This window comes from Pseudoxanthomonas wuyuanensis (assembly GCF_900215535.1).
In the GTDB taxonomy this organism is placed as follows: Bacteria; Pseudomonadota; Gammaproteobacteria; order Xanthomonadales; family Xanthomonadaceae; genus Pseudoxanthomonas_A; species Pseudoxanthomonas_A wuyuanensis.
The window spans coordinates 1-19,137 of record NZ_OCND01000004.1; the positions used below are offsets into that span (position 1 = coordinate 1).

Below are 19,137 nucleotides of genomic sequence, written 5' to 3' on the forward strand. Positions count from 1 at the left end.
CTGGACCGCGGCTACGTCGACTTCAGCATCGACTCGACCCAGGTGGCCATCAGCCCCGACAAGCGCGACATGTTCATCACCGCCGGGGTCACCGAGGGCGAGCAGTACACCATCTCGGACGTGAAGGTCAGCGGCGACACCGTGCTGCCGAAAGAGGAAATCGAGAAGCTGGTCATCGTCAAGCCCGAGCAGACCTTCTCGCGGGTGCTGCTGGAACTGACCGCCGACACCATCACCGCCACCCTGGGCAACATCGGCCATGCCTTCGCCCAGGTCAATCCGATTCCGACCGTAGACCGCGAAAAGCGCACCGTGGGCATCAACTTCCAGGTCGTGCCCGGCCCGCGCGTGAACGTGCGCCGCATCGTGTTCAAGGGCAATGCGCGCACTTCCGACGAGGTGCTGCGCCGGGAGATGCGCCAGTTCGAAGGCGCCTGGTACTCGCAGGCGGCCATCGACCGTTCCAAGATTCGCCTGCAGCGGCTGGGCTATTTCGAAACCGTCGATGTCGAAACCCCTGCCGTCCCCGGCACCAACGACCAGGTCGACGTGGTCTACAACGTCAAGGAAACCACCTCCGGCAGCTTCGTGTTCGGCCTGGGCTACTCGCAGCTCTCCGGCCTGACCACTTCGATCCAACTGTCGCAGAACAACTTCCTGGGCGGCGGCAACCGGGTGTCGGTGGAAGCGCAGCGCAGCGACTACCTGCAGCGCTATTCGTTTTCGTTCATGAACCCGTTCTTCACCGACGAGGGCATGTCGCTGGGCTACAACCTGTGGTGGCGCGAGTTCGATTATTCGGACTTCAACACCGCCCAGTATTCCAGCACCAGCGCCGCTGCGCAGGGCGTGCTGGGCCTGCCGATCACCGAAACCGACACGGTGTCGCTGCTGTTCGGCCTCGACAGCAACGAGATCCTGACTTTCCGCGGTTCGACCCCGCAATCGATCATCGACTACATCGACGCCGTCGGCCAGCGCACCTTCCACACCTGGCGTACCGAAGTGGGCTGGGCGCGCGATACCCGCAACCATTTCTTCATGCCCACCGGTGGCCTGTACCAGCGCATCTCGGCCGAAATTGCGCTGCCCGGTTCCACCGTGGAGTACTACAAGCTCAACTACGAGTTTTCCAAGTACTGGAGCCTCAGCCCGGCGCTGGTGCTCAACACCCGTGCCGAACTGGGTTATGGCGACAGCTATGGTTCGGAACAGGTGCGCAATATCTGCCAGGTCAATGGTTCGGATCCGCAGATCCCGATGGCGCTGGCCGCCGCCGAGGGCACGCCATGCGCGCCGGGCTCGAGCCTGGTCAGGACCCTGACCGCTGACGGCCTGCCGTTCTTCGAGAATTTCTATGCCGGCGGCACGCGCTCGGTGCGCGGCTTCCGCGACAACACGCTGGGCCCGCGCTCGGAAGTCATCTCCGGCTTCCGCGGCCAGCCGCTGGGCGGTTCGCTGAAGACCACCGGTTCGGTCGAAATGATCTTCCCGAAGCTGTTCGACAGCCCGGCCGCGCGCGTATCGGCGTTCGTCGATTTCGGCAACGTGTTCGACGGTATCGACAACTTCGAGACCAGCGAACTGCGCGCCTCCGCCGGCGTGGCGCTGTTGTGGCGCGCACCGGTCGGTCCGATCTCGATCAGCTACGCGTTCCCGATCCGCAAGCAGGACCAGGACGAGATCGAGCGCCTGCAGTTCACCTTCGGCGGCGGTTTCTAGGAACCAGTCCACAGCCCCGCTCTGCCCGCTCTCTCGCGGCGGCAACGCTTGCGACAGGCCACTCCGGTGGCCTGTCGCGTTTCCGGCCCACCATGCTGGAGCGAATGGAATCGTCCAGGCGGTACACTAGGGCCTGTCGACCGCACTGCAATAGGCTCCGCCGCCACATGACGGCTACCTCGTTTACCGCCGCCGAACTTGCCGAACGTTTTTCGCTGGCCCTGCACGGGGACGGCGGGGTGCGTATCGGCGGCGTCGCCACGCTGGCGCGCGCAGAAGACGGCCAGCTCGCGTTCCTGGCCAATTCCCGTTACCGCCCGCAACTGGCCGCCAGCCGGGCCAGCGTGGTGGTACTGCGCGAAGCCGACGCAGACGCCGCGCCAGGTACCGTGCTGATCGCCAAGGATCCCTATGCCGCGTTCGCGAAGATCGCGTCGCTGTTCGATGCGCGCCCGGTCCGCGCCGCCGGCGTGCATGCCAGCGCAGCGATCGATCCCAGCGCGCGGGTTGCAGCAGGCGCCCATGTCGGGCCGTTCGTGTCGATCGGCGCCAACAGCGTTGTCGAGGATGGCTGCGTCATCGGCCCTGGCTGCGTCATCGGCGAAGACTGCGTGGTCGGCGCCGGCAGCGAGCTGATCGCGCGCGTCACCCTGGTCAAGCGCGTGCGGCTGGGGCAGCGCGTGCTGATCCATCCCGGTGCGGTGCTGGGCGCGGACGGATTCGGACTGGCGATGGACGGCGGGCGCTGGCTGAAGGTGCCGCAGCTTGGCGGAGTCAGCATCGGCGACGATTGCGAAATCGGCGCCAACACCACCATCGACCGCGGCGCGCTGGAAGACACCGTTCTCGAGGAGGACGTGCGCCTGGACAACCAGATCCAGATCGGCCACAACGTGCATATCGGCGCGCATTCGGCGATGGCCGGCTGCAGCGCCGCGGCCGGCAGCGCAAGAATCGGGCGCTACTGCCTGATTGGCGGCGGCGCCGGCGTGCTGGGACATCTGGAAGTCTGCGACAAGGTGGTCGTCACCGCGATGTCGCTGGTGACCGGCTCGATCACCGAACCCGGCGAGTATTCCTCCGGAACGCCATTGACCGACAACCGTACCTGGCGCAAGAACGCCGCCCGTTTCAAGCAACTCGATACGCTCGCCCGCCGTGTGCTGGCGGCGGACAAGGAATAAACATGACCGAAACCGCAAACCCGACCATCGACTTCGCCGCCATCCAGAAGGTGCTGCCGCACCGCTATCCGTTTCTGCTGGTGGACAAGGTGGTCGAGTTCGAGGCGCACAAGCGCATCGTCGCGCACAAGAACGTCACCATCAACGAGCCGTTCTTCCAGGGCCACTTTCCCGGCCATCCGGTGATGCCGGGCGTGCTGGTGATCGAGGCGCTGGCGCAGGCCGGCGGCGTGCTGACCCAGATTTCGCGCGGGCTGTGCAGCAGCGATCGCCTGTTCTACCTGGTCAAGGTCGACAACGTGCGCTTTTCCCGGATGGTCGTGCCGGGCGACGTGCTGGAACTGCATGTAGGCATCAAGCGCGTGATCCGCAACATGACCCTGTACACCTGCGTGGCCAAGGTGGATGGCAACGAGGTCGCCAGCGCCGAAGTGCTGTGCGCGGAAACGCCGAAGCCGGACGCATGAGCATGGGCCCGGCCATCCACCCCAGCGCGGTCGTCGACCCGGGAGCGAAACTGGGCGCGAATGTGCGTATCGGCGCCCTCAGCTACATCGGGCCGGAAGTCGAGATCGGCGACGGCACGATCATCGGCCCGCATTGCAGCGTTACCGGGCCGACCCGCATCGGCAGCGACAATCGCATCGTCGGCCATGCGGCCATCGGCGGCGACCCGCAGGACAAGAAGTTCAAGGGCGAGCGGGTCGAGCTGGTCATCGGCGATCGCAACCAGATCCGCGAGTTCGTCACCGTCAATCGCGGCACCGGCGGCGGCGGCGGCATCACCCGCGTCGGCAGCGACAACATGCTGCTGGCCTATACGCATGTGGCGCACGACTGCATCGTCGGCAACCACTGCGTGTTCTCCAACAACACCACGCTGGCCGGGCACGTCACGGTCGAGGACTGGGTGATCACCAGCGGCTTCTCCGGCGCGCACCAGTTTTGCCGGATCGGCGCCCATGCCTTCATCGGCATGGGCGTGCTGCTGTCCGGCGATGTGCCGCCATTCACGATGATGGCCGGCGACCCTACGGGGCGTCCGCGCGGCATCAACAGCGAAGGCCTGAAGCGGCGCGGCTTCGATGCCGCGCGCATCAGCGCCATCAAACGCGCCTACCGCACGCTGTACATGGCCGGACTGCCGCTGGCCGAAGCCAAGCAGCAGTTGTCCGAACAGGCGCAGTCCAGCGACGACGTGCGTGCGCTGCTGCAGTTCATCGAAACCGGCGAACGGCCGCTGCAGCGATGAATGCAGGAATCCGGGAAGCGGGAAGCGGCAATGGCCAGGGCGGTTCGCCACAGCCTGCGCCTTTCGCTTCCTCCATTCCCCATGCCCCATTTTCCGCTCCCCTCTCGCGCACGCCACGCATCGCGCTGGCCGCCGGCGAGGCATCCGGCGACGGTCTCGGCGCCGGCCTGATCGCCGAGCTGCGCAAGCGCTACCCCAACGCGGAATTCGCCGGCATCGGCGGCGATGCGATGCGCGCCGCCGGCTGCGATACCTGGTTCGATGCCGGCGAGCTGGCGGTGATGGGGCTGGTCGAAGTGCTGCAGCATCTGCCGCGGCTGCTGAAGCTGCGCAAGGAATTCCGCCAACGGGTGCTGGCGTGGCAACCGGATGTCTTCATCGGCATCGACGCGCCGGATTTCAATCTGGGCGTGGAGCGCTGGCTGAAACAGCGCGGCGTGCGCACCGCGCATTACGTCAGTCCGTCGGTATGGGCATGGCGGGAAAAGCGCGCTCAGAAAATCGGCGCCAGCGCCGACATCGTGCTGTGCCTGTTCCCGATGGAGCCGCCGATCTATATCCGCCACGGCATCGACGCCCGTTTCGTCGGCCATCCGATGGCCGACGAAATCGCGCTGCAGCCGGATCGGCGCGCGGCCCGGCAATCGCTCGGCCTGCCCGAGGACGCCCCGGTGCTGGCGGTATTGCCGGGCAGCCGCCAGGGCGAAATCCAGCGGCTGGCGCCGGCGTTCTTCGAAGCCGCCCGCCAGGTGGCCGGACAGGTACCGCGCCTGCGCCTGGTCATTCCCGCAGCAGACGCCCGCTGCCGCCAGGCGCTGGAAGCGCTGCTTGCCGCCTCCGGACTGCCGGAGGATGGCTACCGGCTTCTGGATGGCCAGGCGCGTGCAGCCATGATCGCCAGCGATGTGGTGATGCTGGCTTCCGGGACCGCCACCCTGGAAGCGATGCTGGCCAAGCGGCCGATGGTGGTCGGCTACCGTATTTCGCCGCTGACCTACCGCATCGTCACCACGCTTGGCTTGCTGAAGACCCGGCGCTATGCGCTGCCGAACGTGCTGGCCGACGCGGATCTAGTGCCGGAGCTGATGCAGGACGATTGCACCGCCGAGCACCTCGCCGGCGAGGTGCTGCGCTGGTTCCAGCACCCGCAGGCGGTGGCCGCGCTGCAGCCGCGCTATCAGGAACTGCACCAGCGTCTGCGCCAGGACGCCTCGGCGCGGGCTGCCGACGCGGTTGCGGACCTGCTGCCGGCGCATCCGCAAATCAAACCGCAATGAAAGCCGATGCGCTGTTCCCGTTTCCGCAGTACCGCCTGATCGCGGGCGTCGACGAGGCCGGCCGCGGGCCTTTGGCCGGGCCGGTGTCGGTGGCGGCGGTGATCCTTGACCCGGAGCGGCCCATCGACGGACTGGACGATTCCAAGAAGCTCAGCGAAGCCAAGCGGGAAGCGCTGTATCCGCTGATAGTCGAGCGCGCACTGGCGTGGCGCATCGAGTTTGTGGATGTGGAGGAAATCGACCGCATCAACATCCTGCAGGCCACGATGGAAGGCATGCGCCGCGCCCTGTGCGCGCTGCGGCCCAGCCCTGAGCTGGCGCGCATCGACGGCAACCGCGCGCCCAAGCGGCTGCCCTGCGCCTTCGAAACGCTGATCGGCGGCGATGCGCTGGACCAGGCCATCATGGCCGCCTCGATACTGGCCAAGGTGGCGCGCGACCGGCACATGCGCCAGTTGCACGCCCGCTGGCCGCAATACGGGTTCGACCACCACAAGGGGTATTCCACGCCGGCGCATCTGGCCGCGCTGACGCAGCACGGCCCCTGCCCGCAGCACCGGCGCAGCTTTGCGCCAGTGCGCTTGGCGCTGACGCCGGCGTAAACCCGGGCAGCGACGGGGCGGCCGCCGCAGCGCGACGGTTCCGCCTGCGCGCCTGCCGCAACCATGCCCATGGTCACGGCGACTTCCCGCAGATGCCCTGCAGCGTTGCGGCGGGCATGCTGTGGAACGTCGCGCTGGCGACGATGTCCATCCCCCGATGCTGTGAGGTGCACGATGTCCGCTTCCCTGTCCCCCAAGAGCGCCGCGCCGCCGGCATTCGGCGCTTCCGCAACGCCGGCCGGCGGCGCCGACGAGCGCTGCCAGTTGCTGCGCAGCCTGCTGGCCGATGCCCAATGGAACTGCGAACCGCCTGTCCGCGAGCGCCTGCATGCGCTGATGGGCCACCTGTCCGTCGCCGCCAGCAGTACGGAAACCGGCCCGTGCGAAAGCGACTGGGCGCTGCTGGCGCATGAACTGGAGCGCTATCTCGACTTCCGCCGGCTACGCCATCTGGAAGCCCGCCTGCGCGGCTGCGGCGATACCGATTTCCGCTTCACCCGCGCCGACTGGCACGCGTCCCGCGTCGCCGAAGCCGCACTGGAAGCCCACCATCGCCGCGTCCGCGACGGCAGCTACGTACCCGAAGCAGTACCGATGTTCCGCATCCATTAGACCCTGTTCGACGTCTGTCGCCTGCAGCCAGGCGGGAGGTGGCGGCGCCCAGCGCGCGCGCCGGTCTGTTCTACCCCCTCCCTTTCGCGCAGCAAAGGGGGAGGGTCGGGGAGGGGTGCTCTTCGCTGTAGAGCGCACCGACGGCGAAAGTCAAAAGCCCCCTTCCCCCGCCCTCCCCTGCGGCGCAAGGGAAAGGGCATAACACGGTAGTACCAGCCGCCGCCGGAGGCGTGGCGATGTCAAGCCTTGCCCCGCCCCACCCCGGCCGTTAACCTGCCGGAACAGCTATCCGAGTCGGCATGTCTCCCCGTTTCGTTCACCTTCACCTGCACACCGAGTTCTCGTTGGCGGATTCGATCATCCGCGTCCCCGAGAAGCCGGATCAGGCCGACCCGAAGAAAGCCAAGCAGCCCAACCTGCTCAGCCGCGCGGTGGAACTGCGGCAGCCGGCGCTGGCGGTGACCGACCGCAACAACCTGTTCGCGCTGGTCAAGTTCTACAAGGCCGCCGAAACCGTCGGCGTCAAACCGATCGCCGGCGCCGATGTCAGCGTCGCCGAAGGCGGAGATGCGCCATGGCCGCTGACCCTGCTGTGCCGCGACAATACCGGCTATCTGTCGCTGTCGCGGCTGCTGACCCGCGCCTGGATGGAAGGCCACCGCACCGATGGCGTCGCCATCGATCCGGAATGGCTGCGCGCCGATCATGAAGGCCTGTTCGCCATCGTCGGCCGCAACAGCTACGCCGGCCGGCTGGCGCTGGGCGGACGCCACGAGCTGGCCGAACAGCACCTGGCCGACTGGCAGCGCATCTTCGGCGAAAACCTGCATCTGGAGTTGACCCGCACCCAGCGCGACGGCGAGGAAGCATTCAACGCCTTCGCGCTGCACGCGTCGGCATCGCGCGGACTGCCGGTCATCGCCAGCAACGACGTGCGCTTCCTGGATCCGTCCGGCTTCGATGCGCACGAAGCGCGCGTGTGCATCTCCTCCGGCCGCGTGCTGGACGACCCCAAGCGCCCGCGCGACTACAGCGCCGAGCAGTACATGAAATCGGCCGAACAGATGGCCGAACTGTTCGCCGACGTGCCCGATGCCATCGACAACACGCTGGCGCTGGCGCAACGCTGCAACATCGAACTGAAGCTGGGCGAATACGCGCTGCCCGCCTACCCGGTACCCAGCAACGAAACGCTGGACAGCTGGATACGCAGCCAGTCGCATGCCGGCCTGGAAGCGCGGCTGGACAAGAACCCGCTGGCGCCTGGGCACACGCGCGAGGACTACCAGAAGCGGCTGGACTTCGAGCTGGACACCATCTGCAAGATGGGGTTTCCCGGCTACTTCCTGATCGTGGCCGACTTCATCCAGTGGGGCAAGAACCATGGCATTCCGATCGGTCCGGGCCGCGGCTCCGGTGCCGGCTCGCTGGTGGCGTGGGCGCTGCAGATCACCGACCTGGACCCGCTGCCTTACGGCCTGCTGTTCGAGCGCTTCCTGAATCCCGAACGCGTGTCGATGCCCGACTTCGACATCGACTTCTGCATGGACCGGCGCGATGAAGTCATCGAGTACGTCGCCGCCAAGTACGGCCGCGACCGCGTCAGCCAGATCATCACCTACGGCACCATGGCGGCCAAGGCGGTGGTGCGCGATACCGGACGCGTGCTGGGCTATCCGTACGGACTGGTCGACGGCGTCGCCAAGCTGATTCCCAACATCCTGGGCGTGTCGCTGAAGGACGCGATGGGCGAAGGCAACAGCGAGGCCGCATCGCAGGAACTGATCGAACGCTACAACAGCGAAGACGATGTCCGCGACCTGATCGATCTGGCGCGGCAGTTGGAAGACCTGACCCGCAACGCCGGCAAGCACGCAGGCGGCGTGGTGATCGCGCCATCGCCGCTGTCGGACTTCTGCCCGCTATACGCCGAACACGACGAAGGCGGCCGCGGCAAATCGCCGGTCACCCAGTTCGACAAGGACGACGTGGAAGCGGTAGGCCTGGTCAAGTTCGACTTCCTGGGCCTGCGCACGCTGACCATCATCGACTGGGCGGTGAAGGCGATCAACCAGCGCCACGCGCGCGCCGGGTTGCCGCCGGTGGACATCGCCGCCATCCCGCTGGACGATGCCAGCGTCTACCGCGACGTGTTCGCCAACGGCAACACCGGATCGGTGTTCCAGTTCGAATCCTCGGGCATGCGCCGCGCGCTGAAGGAAGCCAAGCCTGATCGCTTCGAGGACCTGATCGCGCTGAACGCGTTGTACCGCCCGGGACCGATGGACATGATTCCCTCGTTCGTCGAGCGCAAGCACGGGCGCGAGGAATTCGAGTATCCCGACCCGCGCACCAGGACCATGCTGGAGGAGACCTACGGCATCATGGTCTACCAGGAGCAGGTCATGCAGATGGCGCAGATCGTCGGCGGCTACTCGCTGGGCGGCGCCGACCTGCTGCGCCGCGCGATGGGCAAGAAAGTGCCGGCCGAGATGGCCAAGCACCGCGAGATCTTCCGCGAGGGCGCGGCCAAGGGCGGCGTGGACCAGCGCAAGGCCGACGAAATCTTCGACCTGATGGAGAAGTTCGCCGGCTATGGCTTCAACAAGTCGCACGCCGCCGCCTACTCGCTGGTCGCCTACCAGACCGCCTGGCTGAAGAAGCACTACCCGGCCGAATTCATGGCCGCCACGCTGTCCTCGGACATGGACAAGACCGACAAGGTGGTCGGCTTCCTGGACGAAGCGCGCGGGCTGGGGCTGGACGTGTTGCCGCCGGATGTGAACCATTCGGACTTCATGTTCGTCGCCACCGACGCGCGCACCGTGCGCTACGGCCTGGGCGCGGTGAAAGGCGTAGGCCAGGGCGTGTGCGAGGCCATCGTCGAAGCGCGCCGCAGCGGCGGGGCGGGCCCGGGGCAAGCTGCGTTCGCCGACCTGCTGGACTTCTGCAAGCGCGTGGATTCGTCCAAGCTCAACAAGCGCGCACTCGAGGCATTGATCAACGCTGGCGCGCTCGATGCGCTGGGCAGGAACCGCGCCTCGCTGGCGCTGCAGTTGCCTGAAGTGCTGAAGGCCATCGACCAGCTCAGCAGGAACCGCAACGCCGGTATTGTCGACATGTTCGGTTCCAGCGGCGGCAACGACGACATCCACGTCGAGCTGCAGGAGACGGACGAATGGCCGCTGAGCCAGAAGCTGCATGGCGAGCGCGAAACGCTGGGCCACTACCTCAGCGGCCATCCGATGGATCCGTACCGCGACGACCTGCGCAGCCTGGTCGGCAGCGATCTGGGCGAGCTGGACAGGATCTGGGCCGCGCAACCGGCCGGCGAAAAGAAGGGCTGGCGCCCGGAAGTCACCACGCTGCTGGCCGGCCAGGTCATCGGCGTGCGCCGCAAGGGCGACAGCCAGATGTTCGTGCAACTGGAGGACGGCCGCGGCCGCATCGAGTGCAGCGTGTTCTCCGATGCGCTGGCCGAGTTCGGCGCGCTGCTGACCCGCGACCGCATCCTGATCGTCAAGGGCGGCCTGCGCGAGGACGAATTCAACGGCGGCTTCAGCCTGCGCATCCGCCAGTGCTGGGACTATGCCGCGCTGTGCGCGCAGCACGCGCAGCGGTTGTCGCTGCGGCTGGATCTGCGCGAGCCCGGACTGTGGCAGCGCGTGGACAGCCTGCTGGCCAGCCACCGCCCTGGCGGCACGCCACTGCGGCTGGATCTGGTGCTGCCATCCGGCGGCCGCGCCACCGCCGGCATGCTGGATCTCAATGGCCCGCAGTCGGTACGCGTGGACGCCGAGCTGGTCGACGCGCTGCGCGCGCTGCCCGGCGTGAAAGCGGTCAAGCTCAATCTGGCCAGGCCCTGGGCGCAGTAGCTTTCCGGAGGCCAGGGCCTCAGATCGGGGGCCAGCGGCCGTTGATACTGAAGGTTAGCGCCGCTGAGCAGGAAAGCGCCAGGCTTTTCCCTTCTCCGTTTGGGGTGAAGGCATGCGCGCTGCGCAGGGCCAGGGCCTTCGCATCCAGGCGTTCTCAGCCTTAGCTTCTGACCCCTGGCCTCTGGCCCTGCCGTCCATACCCCACAACACCGCTCGGTATGGTGGCACCGGGTGGGCTAAACTTCCCGCTTTCCGGCCAACGGCCCGCTGATGAATCCGAACTACCTCGATTTCGAACAACCCATCGCCGATCTGGAAGCCAAGATCCAGGAACTGCGCAATGCCAGCACCGGCCCGGCGGTCAATGTCGATGCCGAAGTGCATGCGCTGCAGGACAAGCTGCGGGTGCGCACCGCGCAGATCTTCCGCGATCTGAGCCCTTGGCAGGTTTCCCAGCTCGCCCGGCACCCGGCGCGGCCGTACACGCTGGACTATATCCGCGTGTTCTGCGACGAATTCCAGGAACTGGCCGGCGACCGCGCGTTCTCCGACGACAAGGCCATCGTCGGCGGCCTGGGCCGCATCGACGGCCGCAGCGTGATGATCATCGGCCACCAGAAGGGCCGCGACACCAAGAGCAAGATCGCCCGCAACTTCGGCATGCCGCGCCCTGAGGGTTACCGCAAGGCGCTGCGGCTGATGAAGATGGCCGAGCGCTTCAAGCTGCCGCTGCTGACCTTCATCGACACGCCGGGCGCCTATCCCGGCGTTGGCGCAGAAGAACGCGGCCAGTCCGAAGCCATCGCCCGCAACCTGCTGGAAATGGCCGAACTGAAGATCCCGGTGATCTGCACCGTGATCGGCGAAGGCGGTTCCGGCGGCGCGCTGGCCATTGGCGTCGGCGACCGCACCCTGATGCTGGAATACGGCACGTACTCGGTGATTTCGCCCGAGGGCTGCGCTTCGATCCTGTGGAAGTCGGCCGACAAGGCCAAGGACGCGGCCGAGCAGCTGGGCCTGACCGCCAAGCGCCTGCATGGGCTGGGCCTGGTCGACAAGGTGGTGCGCGAACCGATCGGCGGCGCCCATCGCAATCCGAGGCAGATGGCCACCCGCCTGAAGGCGGTGCTGCTCAACGAACTGGATGCGCTGGAACAGCAGCCGATCGAACAGTTGCTGCAGAAACGCTACCAGCGCCTGCGCGGTTACGGGGCGTACGAGGCGGCCTGAGGCAACAGGATCGCGGGGCGAAGCCGGATGGCTTGGCCCGCATGGAAATGCGCAACGGACTGCGTGAGGGGCAGCGGCTGCGCGTGCGGCCATCCATCAGCGCGCGCTATTGCAAGCGCGCTATCACCTTGCCGGTAATATCCTCGCGCCGGGTCGGATCGAGCAGCCGGCTGTCTTCGCTATTGTCGCGATTGTCCCCCAGCAGGAAATAGTGATCGGCGGGAATCCTGACCGCGTCCATCGCCTGCGAATAGGCCGTGCGAACATTCTCCGCGGCCACATAGGGTTCCTCCAGCGGATGGCCGTCGATATGCACGGTACCGTCGACGATGGCGATGGTTTCGCCGGGCAGGCCGATGATCCGCTGCAACCAGAGCTGGCCTTCGTACTTGGGCACCAGCAGCGTCACAACGTCGCCGCGCTGCGGCTGCCGCTTGACGTAATACCCTGCGCGCGTCACCAGGACCTGTCCCGGGCTGGCGCCCGGCGACATGTTGGAGGCAGGCACACGGTACAGGCCCAGCCCGACGATGCGCTGACGCGGATCGACCGAACGGGCGCCGAAGGGATTGACGATGTAGATCGCCACCATCGTCACCGGTATGACGATCAGCATCGCCACCAGAAATCTGACTATCCATCGCCTCATCCCGCCCATGCGCCCCTTGCCCGCGGTTGTCTAACGACGCGCAAGCATGCACGAACCGAGCCGGTCATGCGACCATGTCGCTGCAGCCAGCATCCGCCCACGAAGAGATAATCGCCGCTCCATGAGTCCCATCGTCCTGCTTTCCATCGTCCTGCAAATCGCCTGCTGCGTGCATGTGGTCCGCACGGGCCGGCCGCTGTACTGGGTGTTCATCCTGCTGCTGTTTTCGTATATCGCGGTGCTGATCTATTTCATTGCCGAGATCCTGCCGGAACTGCGCCACAACCCGGATGCGCGCAAGGCGGTGCGCAGGTTCAAGGACCGTATCGATCCCGAACGCGAAAAGCGCGACGCCAGCCGGCTCCTCAATCTTTCCGACACGCCGGAGAACCGGCGGCGGCTGGCCGCCGAAAGCCTGCGCAGCGGCGACCATGCGCAGGCGGCCGAGCTGTACGGCCAGGCGCTGAAGGGCCTGTACGCCACCGACCCCGATCTGATGCTGGGACTGGCCAAGGCGCAGTTCGGCCTGGGCCAGCCGCGGCAGGCGCGCGAGACGCTGGACGCGCTGATCGCCGCCAATCCCGACTTCCGCTCCAGCGATGGCCACCTGCTGTACGCGCGCGCGGTGGAAGGCGTCGGCGACATCCCGGCGGCGCTGCACGAGTACGAAACCGTGGCCCAGGGCTATCCGGGCGAGGAGGCCCGCGCCCGCTACGCGCTGTTGCTCAAACGCAGTGGAGACGAGTCTCGCGCCGCCGCCATCTTCCGCGAAATCCTGACCCGCTCCGACGCGGCGCCCAAGTACTACCGGCGCGATCAGCGCCAGTGGATCGAACTGGCGCGCCGGGAATTGGCCTCGCTGGGCTGAAACCTACGCGCAACGGCGCAGCTTTCCGTGCCGAAGTTGATCGTGGTCAATGCCGCAGCGCAAGGTCCGCGGCAGGCTGATGCCATCGAATGATGCGTTCCGGCGCAGCGGCGGCGATATCCGCCTTCGCAGGCACCGGATCTTGAGGAGATGGCCATGAATCTGTTGTCGCCGCCGTGGTGGGTATTGCCGCTGATCCTGTTTGCGGTGCCGGTGGGGATATCGCTGGTCTACAACCGCTTCTATCGCCACAGGAACGGCACCAGCCAGCATCTGGTATTGGGCCTTCTGGTCAGCGTCTGCTGGCTGGCCGCAATGATCCTCATCCTGCAGCGCGTCCAGTAGATCGCCCGCGTCGCCGCACGGGTGCCGCTACCCGGATCGCGCGGCAGGCCCTGGCAGCCTGTCGGTTTTTGGGGGTCGAGGCGAAGTCGGTTGCGCGAGGACAGCGAGTGGACTGCCCTGGTCAAGAATCGACGGAGAACAGGACGCGCAAGCGGAGTTGCAGGCCAGCCAGCCAAGTCCGGCAGGCTGCTAGCATGAACGGATGAGCGCGCCCGATCCGACCACCGCCCTGCGCCTGGCATTGCACCGCGAACAGCCGGCGCCGCTGCTGGTCGCCTTCAGCGGCGGCCTGGATTCGTGCACGCTGCTGCATGCGCTGGCGCAGGACGCGCACCAGCGCCGGCATGGCTTGCGCGCGATTCATGTGCACCATGGACTGCACCCGGCTGCGGACGAATGGACCGACCGTTGCCAGGCCTTCTGCCAGGCGTGGGATGTCCCACTGGCCATCGTCCGCGTCCATGTCCAGCGCGAAGGCGAAGGGCTCGAAGCGGCCGCACGCCGGGCCCGTTACCTGGCCTTCGCCCAGGCCCTGGACGAGCGTGAAGTGCTGGTCACCGCGCACCACCTGGACGATCAGGCCGAGACCTTCCTGCTGCGCGCGCTGCGCGCCTCGGGGCCCGAAGGCCTGGCCGCCATCCGGCCGTGGCGGCGCTTTGCCCACGGCTGGCACTGGCGGCCGCTGCTGGAGGTATCGCGGCGGACCCTGGCGGCCTACGCGCAGCAGCAGGCGCTGTCGTGGATCGACGACCCCAGCAACGAGGACATCCGCCACGACCGCAATTTCCTCCGCCACCGCGTCCTGCCGCTGCTGCGGCAACGCTGGCCGCAGGCCGACGCCGCGTTCGCGCGCTGCGCCAGCCTGATGGCCGAAACCGTCGAACTGCTGGAGGATGCGGATGCGCAGGCGCTGGCAACGGTGCGCACCGCCGATCCGCAGGCGCTGTCGGTAGCGGGGCTGGGCGGATTGAGCCGCGTCTGTCGCGCGCGGGTGCTGCGCCGCTGGGTCGGCGAACTGGCGCTGCCTCCCCTGCCGGGCGAAGGCGTCGCGCGAATCGAATCGGACCTGCTGGCCGCAGCTGCCGACAGCGCGGCCGGGTTCGCCTGGAGCGGCGCCGTCGTGCAGCGCTGGCGCGGCCTTCTGCATGCCGGCCGGCAACAGGCCGCGCTGCCCTCGGACTGGCGGACGGATTGGCGCGGCGATGCGCCATTGCCGTTGCCCGGCGGCGGCGCGCTGGAACTGGAAGGAGGCGCCGCCTTCGCGGCGCCGGTGCGGGTCTCGGCCCGGCACGGCGGCGAGCGCATCATGCTGCCCGGCCGCAATCATTCGCATGCGCTGAAGAACGTGCTGCAGGAATTGGGCGTACCGCCGTGGGAACGGCGCCAGCTGCCGCTGCTGTGGGATTCCCAGGGCCGCCTGCTGGCGGCCGGCGACCTGGCCTATTCGGCCGATTTCGACGCCTGGCTGCGCCAGTCCGGCGCGATGCTGCGCTGGCGGCGCGATGGGTGATGCGGGCGTTGCGAAGCCGGCGCGTTGACCTTCTCCGGCCGGGTCCGCACACTTCGCATATGGCCAAGAAAAACGCACCCGACACCTCGACCGTCGCCCATTTCGAACAGTCGCTGGACGAACTGGAAAAACTGGTCGAGAAGATGGAACACGGCGACATGAGCCTGGAAGCGTCGCTGGCCGCCTACGAACGCGGCGTTGGCCTGTACCGCCAGTGCCAGAGCGCGCTGGAGCAGGCCGAGCTGCGGGTCAAGCTGCTGAGCGATCCCGAACATCCCGAGAACGCCGAACCGTTCGCACCGTTGCCCGATGGCAACTGACGACGGTTTCGCCGCCCGTTCCAGCGCCTGGACCGCGCGGGTGGAAGCCGCGCTGCAGCGTGCGCTGCCGGCAGCGCAGTCCGAACCGCAGCGGTTGCATGCGGCCATGCGCCACGCGGTGCTGGCCGGCGGCAAGCGCATGCGTCCGTTGCTGGTGTACGCGACCGGCGCGTTGTTCGACGCCGATGACGCGCTTCTGGATGCGCCGGCGGCCGCGGTCGAGTTGATCCATGCCTACTCGCTGGTGCATGACGATCTGCCGGCGATGGACGATGACGATCTACGCCGCGGCCAGCCCACCGTGCATATCGCTTTCGATGAAGCCACCGCCATCCTGGCCGGCGACGCGCTGCAGACGCGCGCCTTCGAAGTGCTGGCGCAGGCCGGCGCCCCGGCGGCGTTGCGGGTGGAGTGGCTGGCGGCGCTGGCCGCGGCCTCCGGCGCGTCCGGCATGTGCGGTGGACAGGCGCTGGATATCGACGCCACCGGCGCATCGCAGGCACTGGAAGCGTTGCAACGCATGCATGCGCTGAAGACCGGCGCGCTGATCCGCGCGGCGGTGCGCATGGGCGCCATGGCCGGCAATGCGGATACCGATACGCTGTCGCGGCTGGACGGATTCGCCAGCGCGCTGGGCCTGGCCTTCCAGGTCCGCGACGACATCCTCGATGTCGAAGCCAGCTCCGAGCAATTGGGCAAGACCGCCGGCAAGGACGCGGCGCAAGCAAAATCCACCTACCCGGCGCTGCTGGGCATGGCCGGCGCCAAGGCCAAGCTGGATGAGCTGGCCCGGGCCATGCAGGCGGCGCTGGTCCCGTTCGGCCCGCGCGCCGACGCGCTGAAAGCGCTGGGCGAGCTGGCGATCAACCGCTCCCATTGAGAATCCCCTTGCCTGTTGTAGGAGCGACGTCAGTCGCGATGGGGCTTTACCGGTAGAGCCCCATCGCGACTGACGTCGCTCCTACAAGGAAAAGGCTGTCCAAGTTTCCACAGCGGTATCCACTGACGGATGAAACGAAGAAGGCCCGGACTGGGCCGGGCCTTCGATGACGCATGGGACGAGCGGTTACTTGATCAGGCGCAGCGTCAGCGGATAGCGGTAGGCCTCGCCGTTGCTCGCCTTGATGGTGGCGATGATCGTCAGCACCAGCCAGGCGATGCCGACCACGCCGGCCAGCAGGAAGAACAGGAAACCGATCAGCACGATCATCAGGATGGTGCCGACGATGCAGAGAGCCACGATGGCGATCAGCACCGTGATGTTGAAGTTCAACGCTTCCTTGCCCTGATCGTTGACGAAGGGCAGCGTGTCCTTCTTGATGAGCCAGATGATCAAAGGCCCCACCACGCCGCCCAGTCCGCCAGTGAACAATGCCGCCAGCGCGGACAGATGCGCGAACATCGCCCATTGCTTCTCTTCGGCGGTCGGCTCGCCGGATGGCGGCGGCGGCGTGGCGGTCAGATTCTCGAATTCGCTCATCGGTAGTCCCCTTGCAGTGATTGACAATGCCTGGTCCCGGCCCATTACCGGGAGGCGACGCCTAGGATAACGTCAATCGGTCCCGGCAACGGTCATCCCGCCGCGCCCCGCTGGTCCAACTGCCCTGCCGATGACGAGCGCGCCTACGCGGCAAACGACAAGCCTCTACTCCTCGCCCGCCACGATCATCTTCCCGACAAGAATCGAACCGACGCCGATATGCGAACGGGTATCCACGTCGTTGCCGACCGCTTCGATGCGCTGGAACACCTCCTTGAGGTTGCCGGCGATGGTGATGCCATCCACCGGCCAGGCGATGCTGCCGTTCTCGACCCAGAAGCCCGCCGCTCCGCGCGAATAGTCGCCGGTAACCGCATTGACGCCCTGCCCCATCAGTTCGGTGACCAGCAGACCGCGCGACATGCCGCCCAGCAGTTCCGCAAAGCCGCCGGCATTGGCCCTGACCATCAGGTTGTGCACGCCGCCGGCATTGGCGGTGGTCTGCAGGCCCAGCTTGCGCGCCGAATAGCTGCCCAGCAGGTAGCGCTGCAATACGCCGTCGCTGACCAGCGGCGCCGTGCGCGTGGCCACGCCCTCGGCATCGAAAGCGGCCGAGCGCAGGCCCCTGCGCAGCAGCGGCAGTTCGTCGATAGCGAACCAGTCCGGGAACAGCTGCTGGCCGGCCTGATCCAGCAGGAAGCTGGCGCGCCGGTACAGCGCGCCGCCCGACACGGCGCCGAGCAGGTGGCCAATCAGCGAGCGCGCCACTTCGGCGGCGAACAGCACCGGATATTCGCCGGTGGCGGCCGAACGCGGCTGCAGGCGCGCCAGCGTGCGCTCGGCGGCGCGGCGGCCGATCGATTCGGGCGATTCCAGATCCGCGTAGGCCAGGCCGGTGCTGTACCAGCCGTCGCGCTGCATGCCCTCGCCTTGTCCTGCGATCAACGCACAGCCGATCGAATGCTGGGTGCCGCGTTCGCGGCCGATAAAGCCATGCGAGTTGGCGTACACCGACAGGCTTTCGCTGCTGCCCACCGAAGCGCCGTCGGAATTGGCCACGCGCGGATCGGCGCGGCCGGCGGCTTCGCAGGCCAACGCCAGGTCGACTGCCCGGTCGGCGTCCAGCGCCCAGGGATGCCAGAGATCCAGTTCGGGGAACTCGCGCGCCATCAGTTCCGGTTCGGCCAGGCCGGAAGCCTCGTCGTCCTCGGTATAGCGGGCGATCGCGCAAGCCTGTTCGACAGTGGCATCCAGGCTTTCCTCGCGCAGATCGGCGGTGCTGGCGCTGCCCTTGCGCTTGCCGAAGTAGACGGTGACGCCGATGCCGCGGTCGCGGTTGGACTCCACCGTTTCCACCGCACCCATGCGCACGTTGACGTTCAGCCCGGTCTCTTCGCTGCAGCTGACTTCGGCCTGGCTGGCGCCGCATTCCCTGGCGCGTTCCAGCAGGCGCTGCGAAAGCGCGGACAGGCGTTCCAGCCGGGCCTGGCTGTCGTCGTGGGTTTGGACGGTAATGGCGTTCAATGCTTTATCCTTGTTGCTTGCGCGATTCCCTTCGCGATCAGCCGGCCGTCCCCTGGCCGGACTTTCCAATGAGAAGCAGATTCCAAGATGCGCGGACGCGACCCTGAAACCGGAGAATTCCTAGGACCCAGCCGTACCCGGCAACGGCAGGAAGCGCTGGAAGTGCGCAGCCTGGCCGAGCAACTGGTAGCGCTGCCGCCGGCGCAACTGGCGCGGCTGCCGGTCCCGGACGAACTGATGCAGCATATCCGCGATACGCAGAAGGTCACCTCGCATATCGCGCACAAGCGCCAGCTGCAGTTCCTGGCCAAGCAGATGCGCCGGGAAGACGAGCAGACGCTGGAAGCCATTCGCGATGCGCTGGACGAAGGCGGCGAAGCCGCCAAGCGCGAGGCGGCGACCCTGCACCGTACCGAGCAATGGCGCGAGCGCCTGCTGGCCGGCGGCGATGCCGCGCTGGGCGAACTGCTGGACGAATACCCGCAGGCCGACCGCCAGCACCTGCGCCAGCTGATCCGCAATGCCGGCGAAGAACGGCTGAAGAACAAACCCCCGCATGCGTTTCGCGAGCTGTTCCGCGAGCTGCGCGAGCTGCTCCTTGCGGAGCCGCCGGGAATGGAGAATGGAGAATAGGGAATCGTCAGGCCCCCATTTCCGGCCTTTGCCATTCTCCATTCCCGATTCCCT

At 67.1% G+C, this 19,137-nt stretch carries 18 protein-coding genes; 15 read left to right on the forward strand and 3 right to left on the reverse strand.

Features of this window, described 5'->3' with window-relative positions; all coding sequences use genetic code 11:
* From bamA to CRO39_RS09395, 9 genes are all read left to right on the forward strand, one after another.
* Positions 1–1,722: outer membrane protein assembly factor BamA (bamA, locus tag CRO39_RS09355; RefSeq protein ID WP_102047693.1), on the forward strand; the 1,722-nt coding region annotated here is incomplete at its 5' end.
* A 167-nt stretch (positions 1,723–1,889) separates the two neighbouring features.
* A complete protein-coding gene (gene lpxD, locus CRO39_RS09360) occupies positions 1,890–2,906 on the forward strand; it encodes a UDP-3-O-(3-hydroxymyristoyl)glucosamine N-acyltransferase (protein ID WP_097121653.1) in 1,017 nt (338 codons plus the stop codon).
* 2 nt (positions 2,907–2,908) lie between these two features.
* Entirely contained in the window at positions 2,909–3,373 is a 465-nt protein-coding gene (gene fabZ, locus CRO39_RS09365) for a 3-hydroxyacyl-ACP dehydratase FabZ (RefSeq protein WP_097121654.1), read from the forward strand.
* Positions 3,370–4,158 carry an acyl-ACP--UDP-N-acetylglucosamine O-acyltransferase gene (gene lpxA, locus CRO39_RS09370; RefSeq protein WP_097121655.1) on the forward strand — a complete coding sequence of 263 codons (789 nt, stop codon included), beginning with the start codon at positions 3,370–3,372 and terminating at the stop codon, positions 4,156–4,158. The genes fabZ and lpxA overlap by 4 nt, the downstream gene beginning before the upstream one ends.
* A complete protein-coding gene (lpxB, locus tag CRO39_RS09375; protein ID WP_097121656.1) occupies positions 4,155–5,435 on the forward strand; it encodes a lipid-A-disaccharide synthase in 1,281 nt (426 codons plus the stop codon). Before lpxA ends, lpxB begins: the two co-directional genes overlap by 4 nt.
* Positions 5,432–6,037: a ribonuclease HII gene (gene rnhB / locus CRO39_RS09380; protein ID WP_097121657.1), complete on the forward strand. Its 606-nt coding sequence runs from the start codon at positions 5,432–5,434 to the stop codon at positions 6,035–6,037. Before lpxB ends, rnhB begins: the two co-directional genes overlap by 4 nt.
* A gap of 174 nt (positions 6,038–6,211) precedes the next feature.
* On the forward strand, positions 6,212–6,649 hold the full coding sequence (locus CRO39_RS09385; protein ID WP_097121658.1) for a hypothetical protein: 438 nt from the start codon (positions 6,212–6,214) through the stop codon (positions 6,647–6,649).
* A 299-nt stretch (positions 6,650–6,948) separates the two neighbouring features.
* Positions 6,949–10,524 (forward strand): DNA polymerase III subunit alpha, encoded by a 3,576-nt coding sequence (dnaE, locus tag CRO39_RS09390; RefSeq protein ID WP_097121659.1) that lies wholly within the window; start codon positions 6,949–6,951, stop codon positions 10,522–10,524.
* Positions 10,525–10,794: 270 nt separating this feature from the next.
* Complete coding sequence (locus CRO39_RS09395; protein ID WP_097121660.1) at positions 10,795–11,754, forward strand: acetyl-CoA carboxylase carboxyltransferase subunit alpha; 960 nt, start codon at positions 10,795–10,797, stop codon at positions 11,752–11,754.
* 106 nt (positions 11,755–11,860) lie between these two features.
* Here the strand turns inward: CRO39_RS09395 and lepB are convergent, their stop codons facing one another.
* Complete coding sequence (gene lepB / locus CRO39_RS09400; RefSeq protein ID WP_162125966.1) at positions 11,861–12,403, reverse strand: signal peptidase I; 543 nt, start codon at positions 12,401–12,403, stop codon at positions 11,861–11,863.
* A 121-nt stretch (positions 12,404–12,524) separates the two neighbouring features.
* Here lepB and CRO39_RS09405 point away from each other — a divergent pair, with 121 nt between their 5' ends.
* The 5 genes from CRO39_RS09405 (at position 12,525) to CRO39_RS09425 (ending at position 16,326) form a co-directional block, all read left to right on the forward strand.
* The gene (locus CRO39_RS09405) at positions 12,525–13,271 is read left to right on the forward strand and encodes a tetratricopeptide repeat protein (protein ID WP_097121662.1); all 747 of its coding nucleotides are present in this window, start codon (positions 12,525–12,527) and stop codon (positions 13,269–13,271) included.
* Positions 13,272–13,427: 156 nt separating this feature from the next.
* Positions 13,428–13,616 (forward strand): hypothetical protein, encoded by a 189-nt coding sequence (locus CRO39_RS09410; RefSeq protein WP_141400761.1) that lies wholly within the window; start codon positions 13,428–13,430, stop codon positions 13,614–13,616.
* A gap of 202 nt (positions 13,617–13,818) precedes the next feature.
* Positions 13,819–15,126, forward strand: a complete 1,308-nt coding sequence (gene tilS, locus CRO39_RS09415; protein ID WP_097121664.1) for a tRNA lysidine(34) synthetase TilS — start codon at positions 13,819–13,821, stop codon at positions 15,124–15,126.
* 59 nt (positions 15,127–15,185) lie between these two features.
* Positions 15,186–15,446 (forward strand): exodeoxyribonuclease VII small subunit, encoded by a 261-nt coding sequence (locus CRO39_RS09420; protein ID WP_097121665.1) that lies wholly within the window; start codon positions 15,186–15,188, stop codon positions 15,444–15,446.
* Positions 15,436–16,326, forward strand: coding sequence for a polyprenyl synthetase family protein (locus tag CRO39_RS09425; RefSeq protein WP_097121666.1), 891 nt, complete (start codon positions 15,436–15,438; stop codon positions 16,324–16,326). The genes CRO39_RS09420 and CRO39_RS09425 overlap by 11 nt, the downstream gene beginning before the upstream one ends.
* Before the next feature lie 186 nt (positions 16,327–16,512).
* Here the strand turns inward: CRO39_RS09425 and CRO39_RS09430 are convergent, their stop codons facing one another.
* Together CRO39_RS09430 and pmbA are read right to left on the reverse strand one after the other, a co-directional pair.
* Complete coding sequence (locus tag CRO39_RS09430) at positions 16,513–16,926, reverse strand: DUF4870 domain-containing protein (protein WP_274382279.1); 414 nt, start codon at positions 16,924–16,926, stop codon at positions 16,513–16,515.
* Positions 16,927–17,091: 165 nt separating this feature from the next.
* Positions 17,092–18,450: a metalloprotease PmbA gene (gene pmbA / locus CRO39_RS09435; RefSeq protein ID WP_097121667.1), complete on the reverse strand. Its 1,359-nt coding sequence runs from the start codon at positions 18,448–18,450 to the stop codon at positions 17,092–17,094.
* 87 nt (positions 18,451–18,537) lie between these two features.
* Between pmbA and yjgA the strand changes: the two genes are divergently transcribed.
* A complete protein-coding gene (yjgA, locus tag CRO39_RS09440; protein WP_097121668.1) occupies positions 18,538–19,083 on the forward strand; it encodes a ribosome biogenesis factor YjgA in 546 nt (181 codons plus the stop codon).
* Positions 19,084–19,137 lie beyond the last annotated feature (54 nt).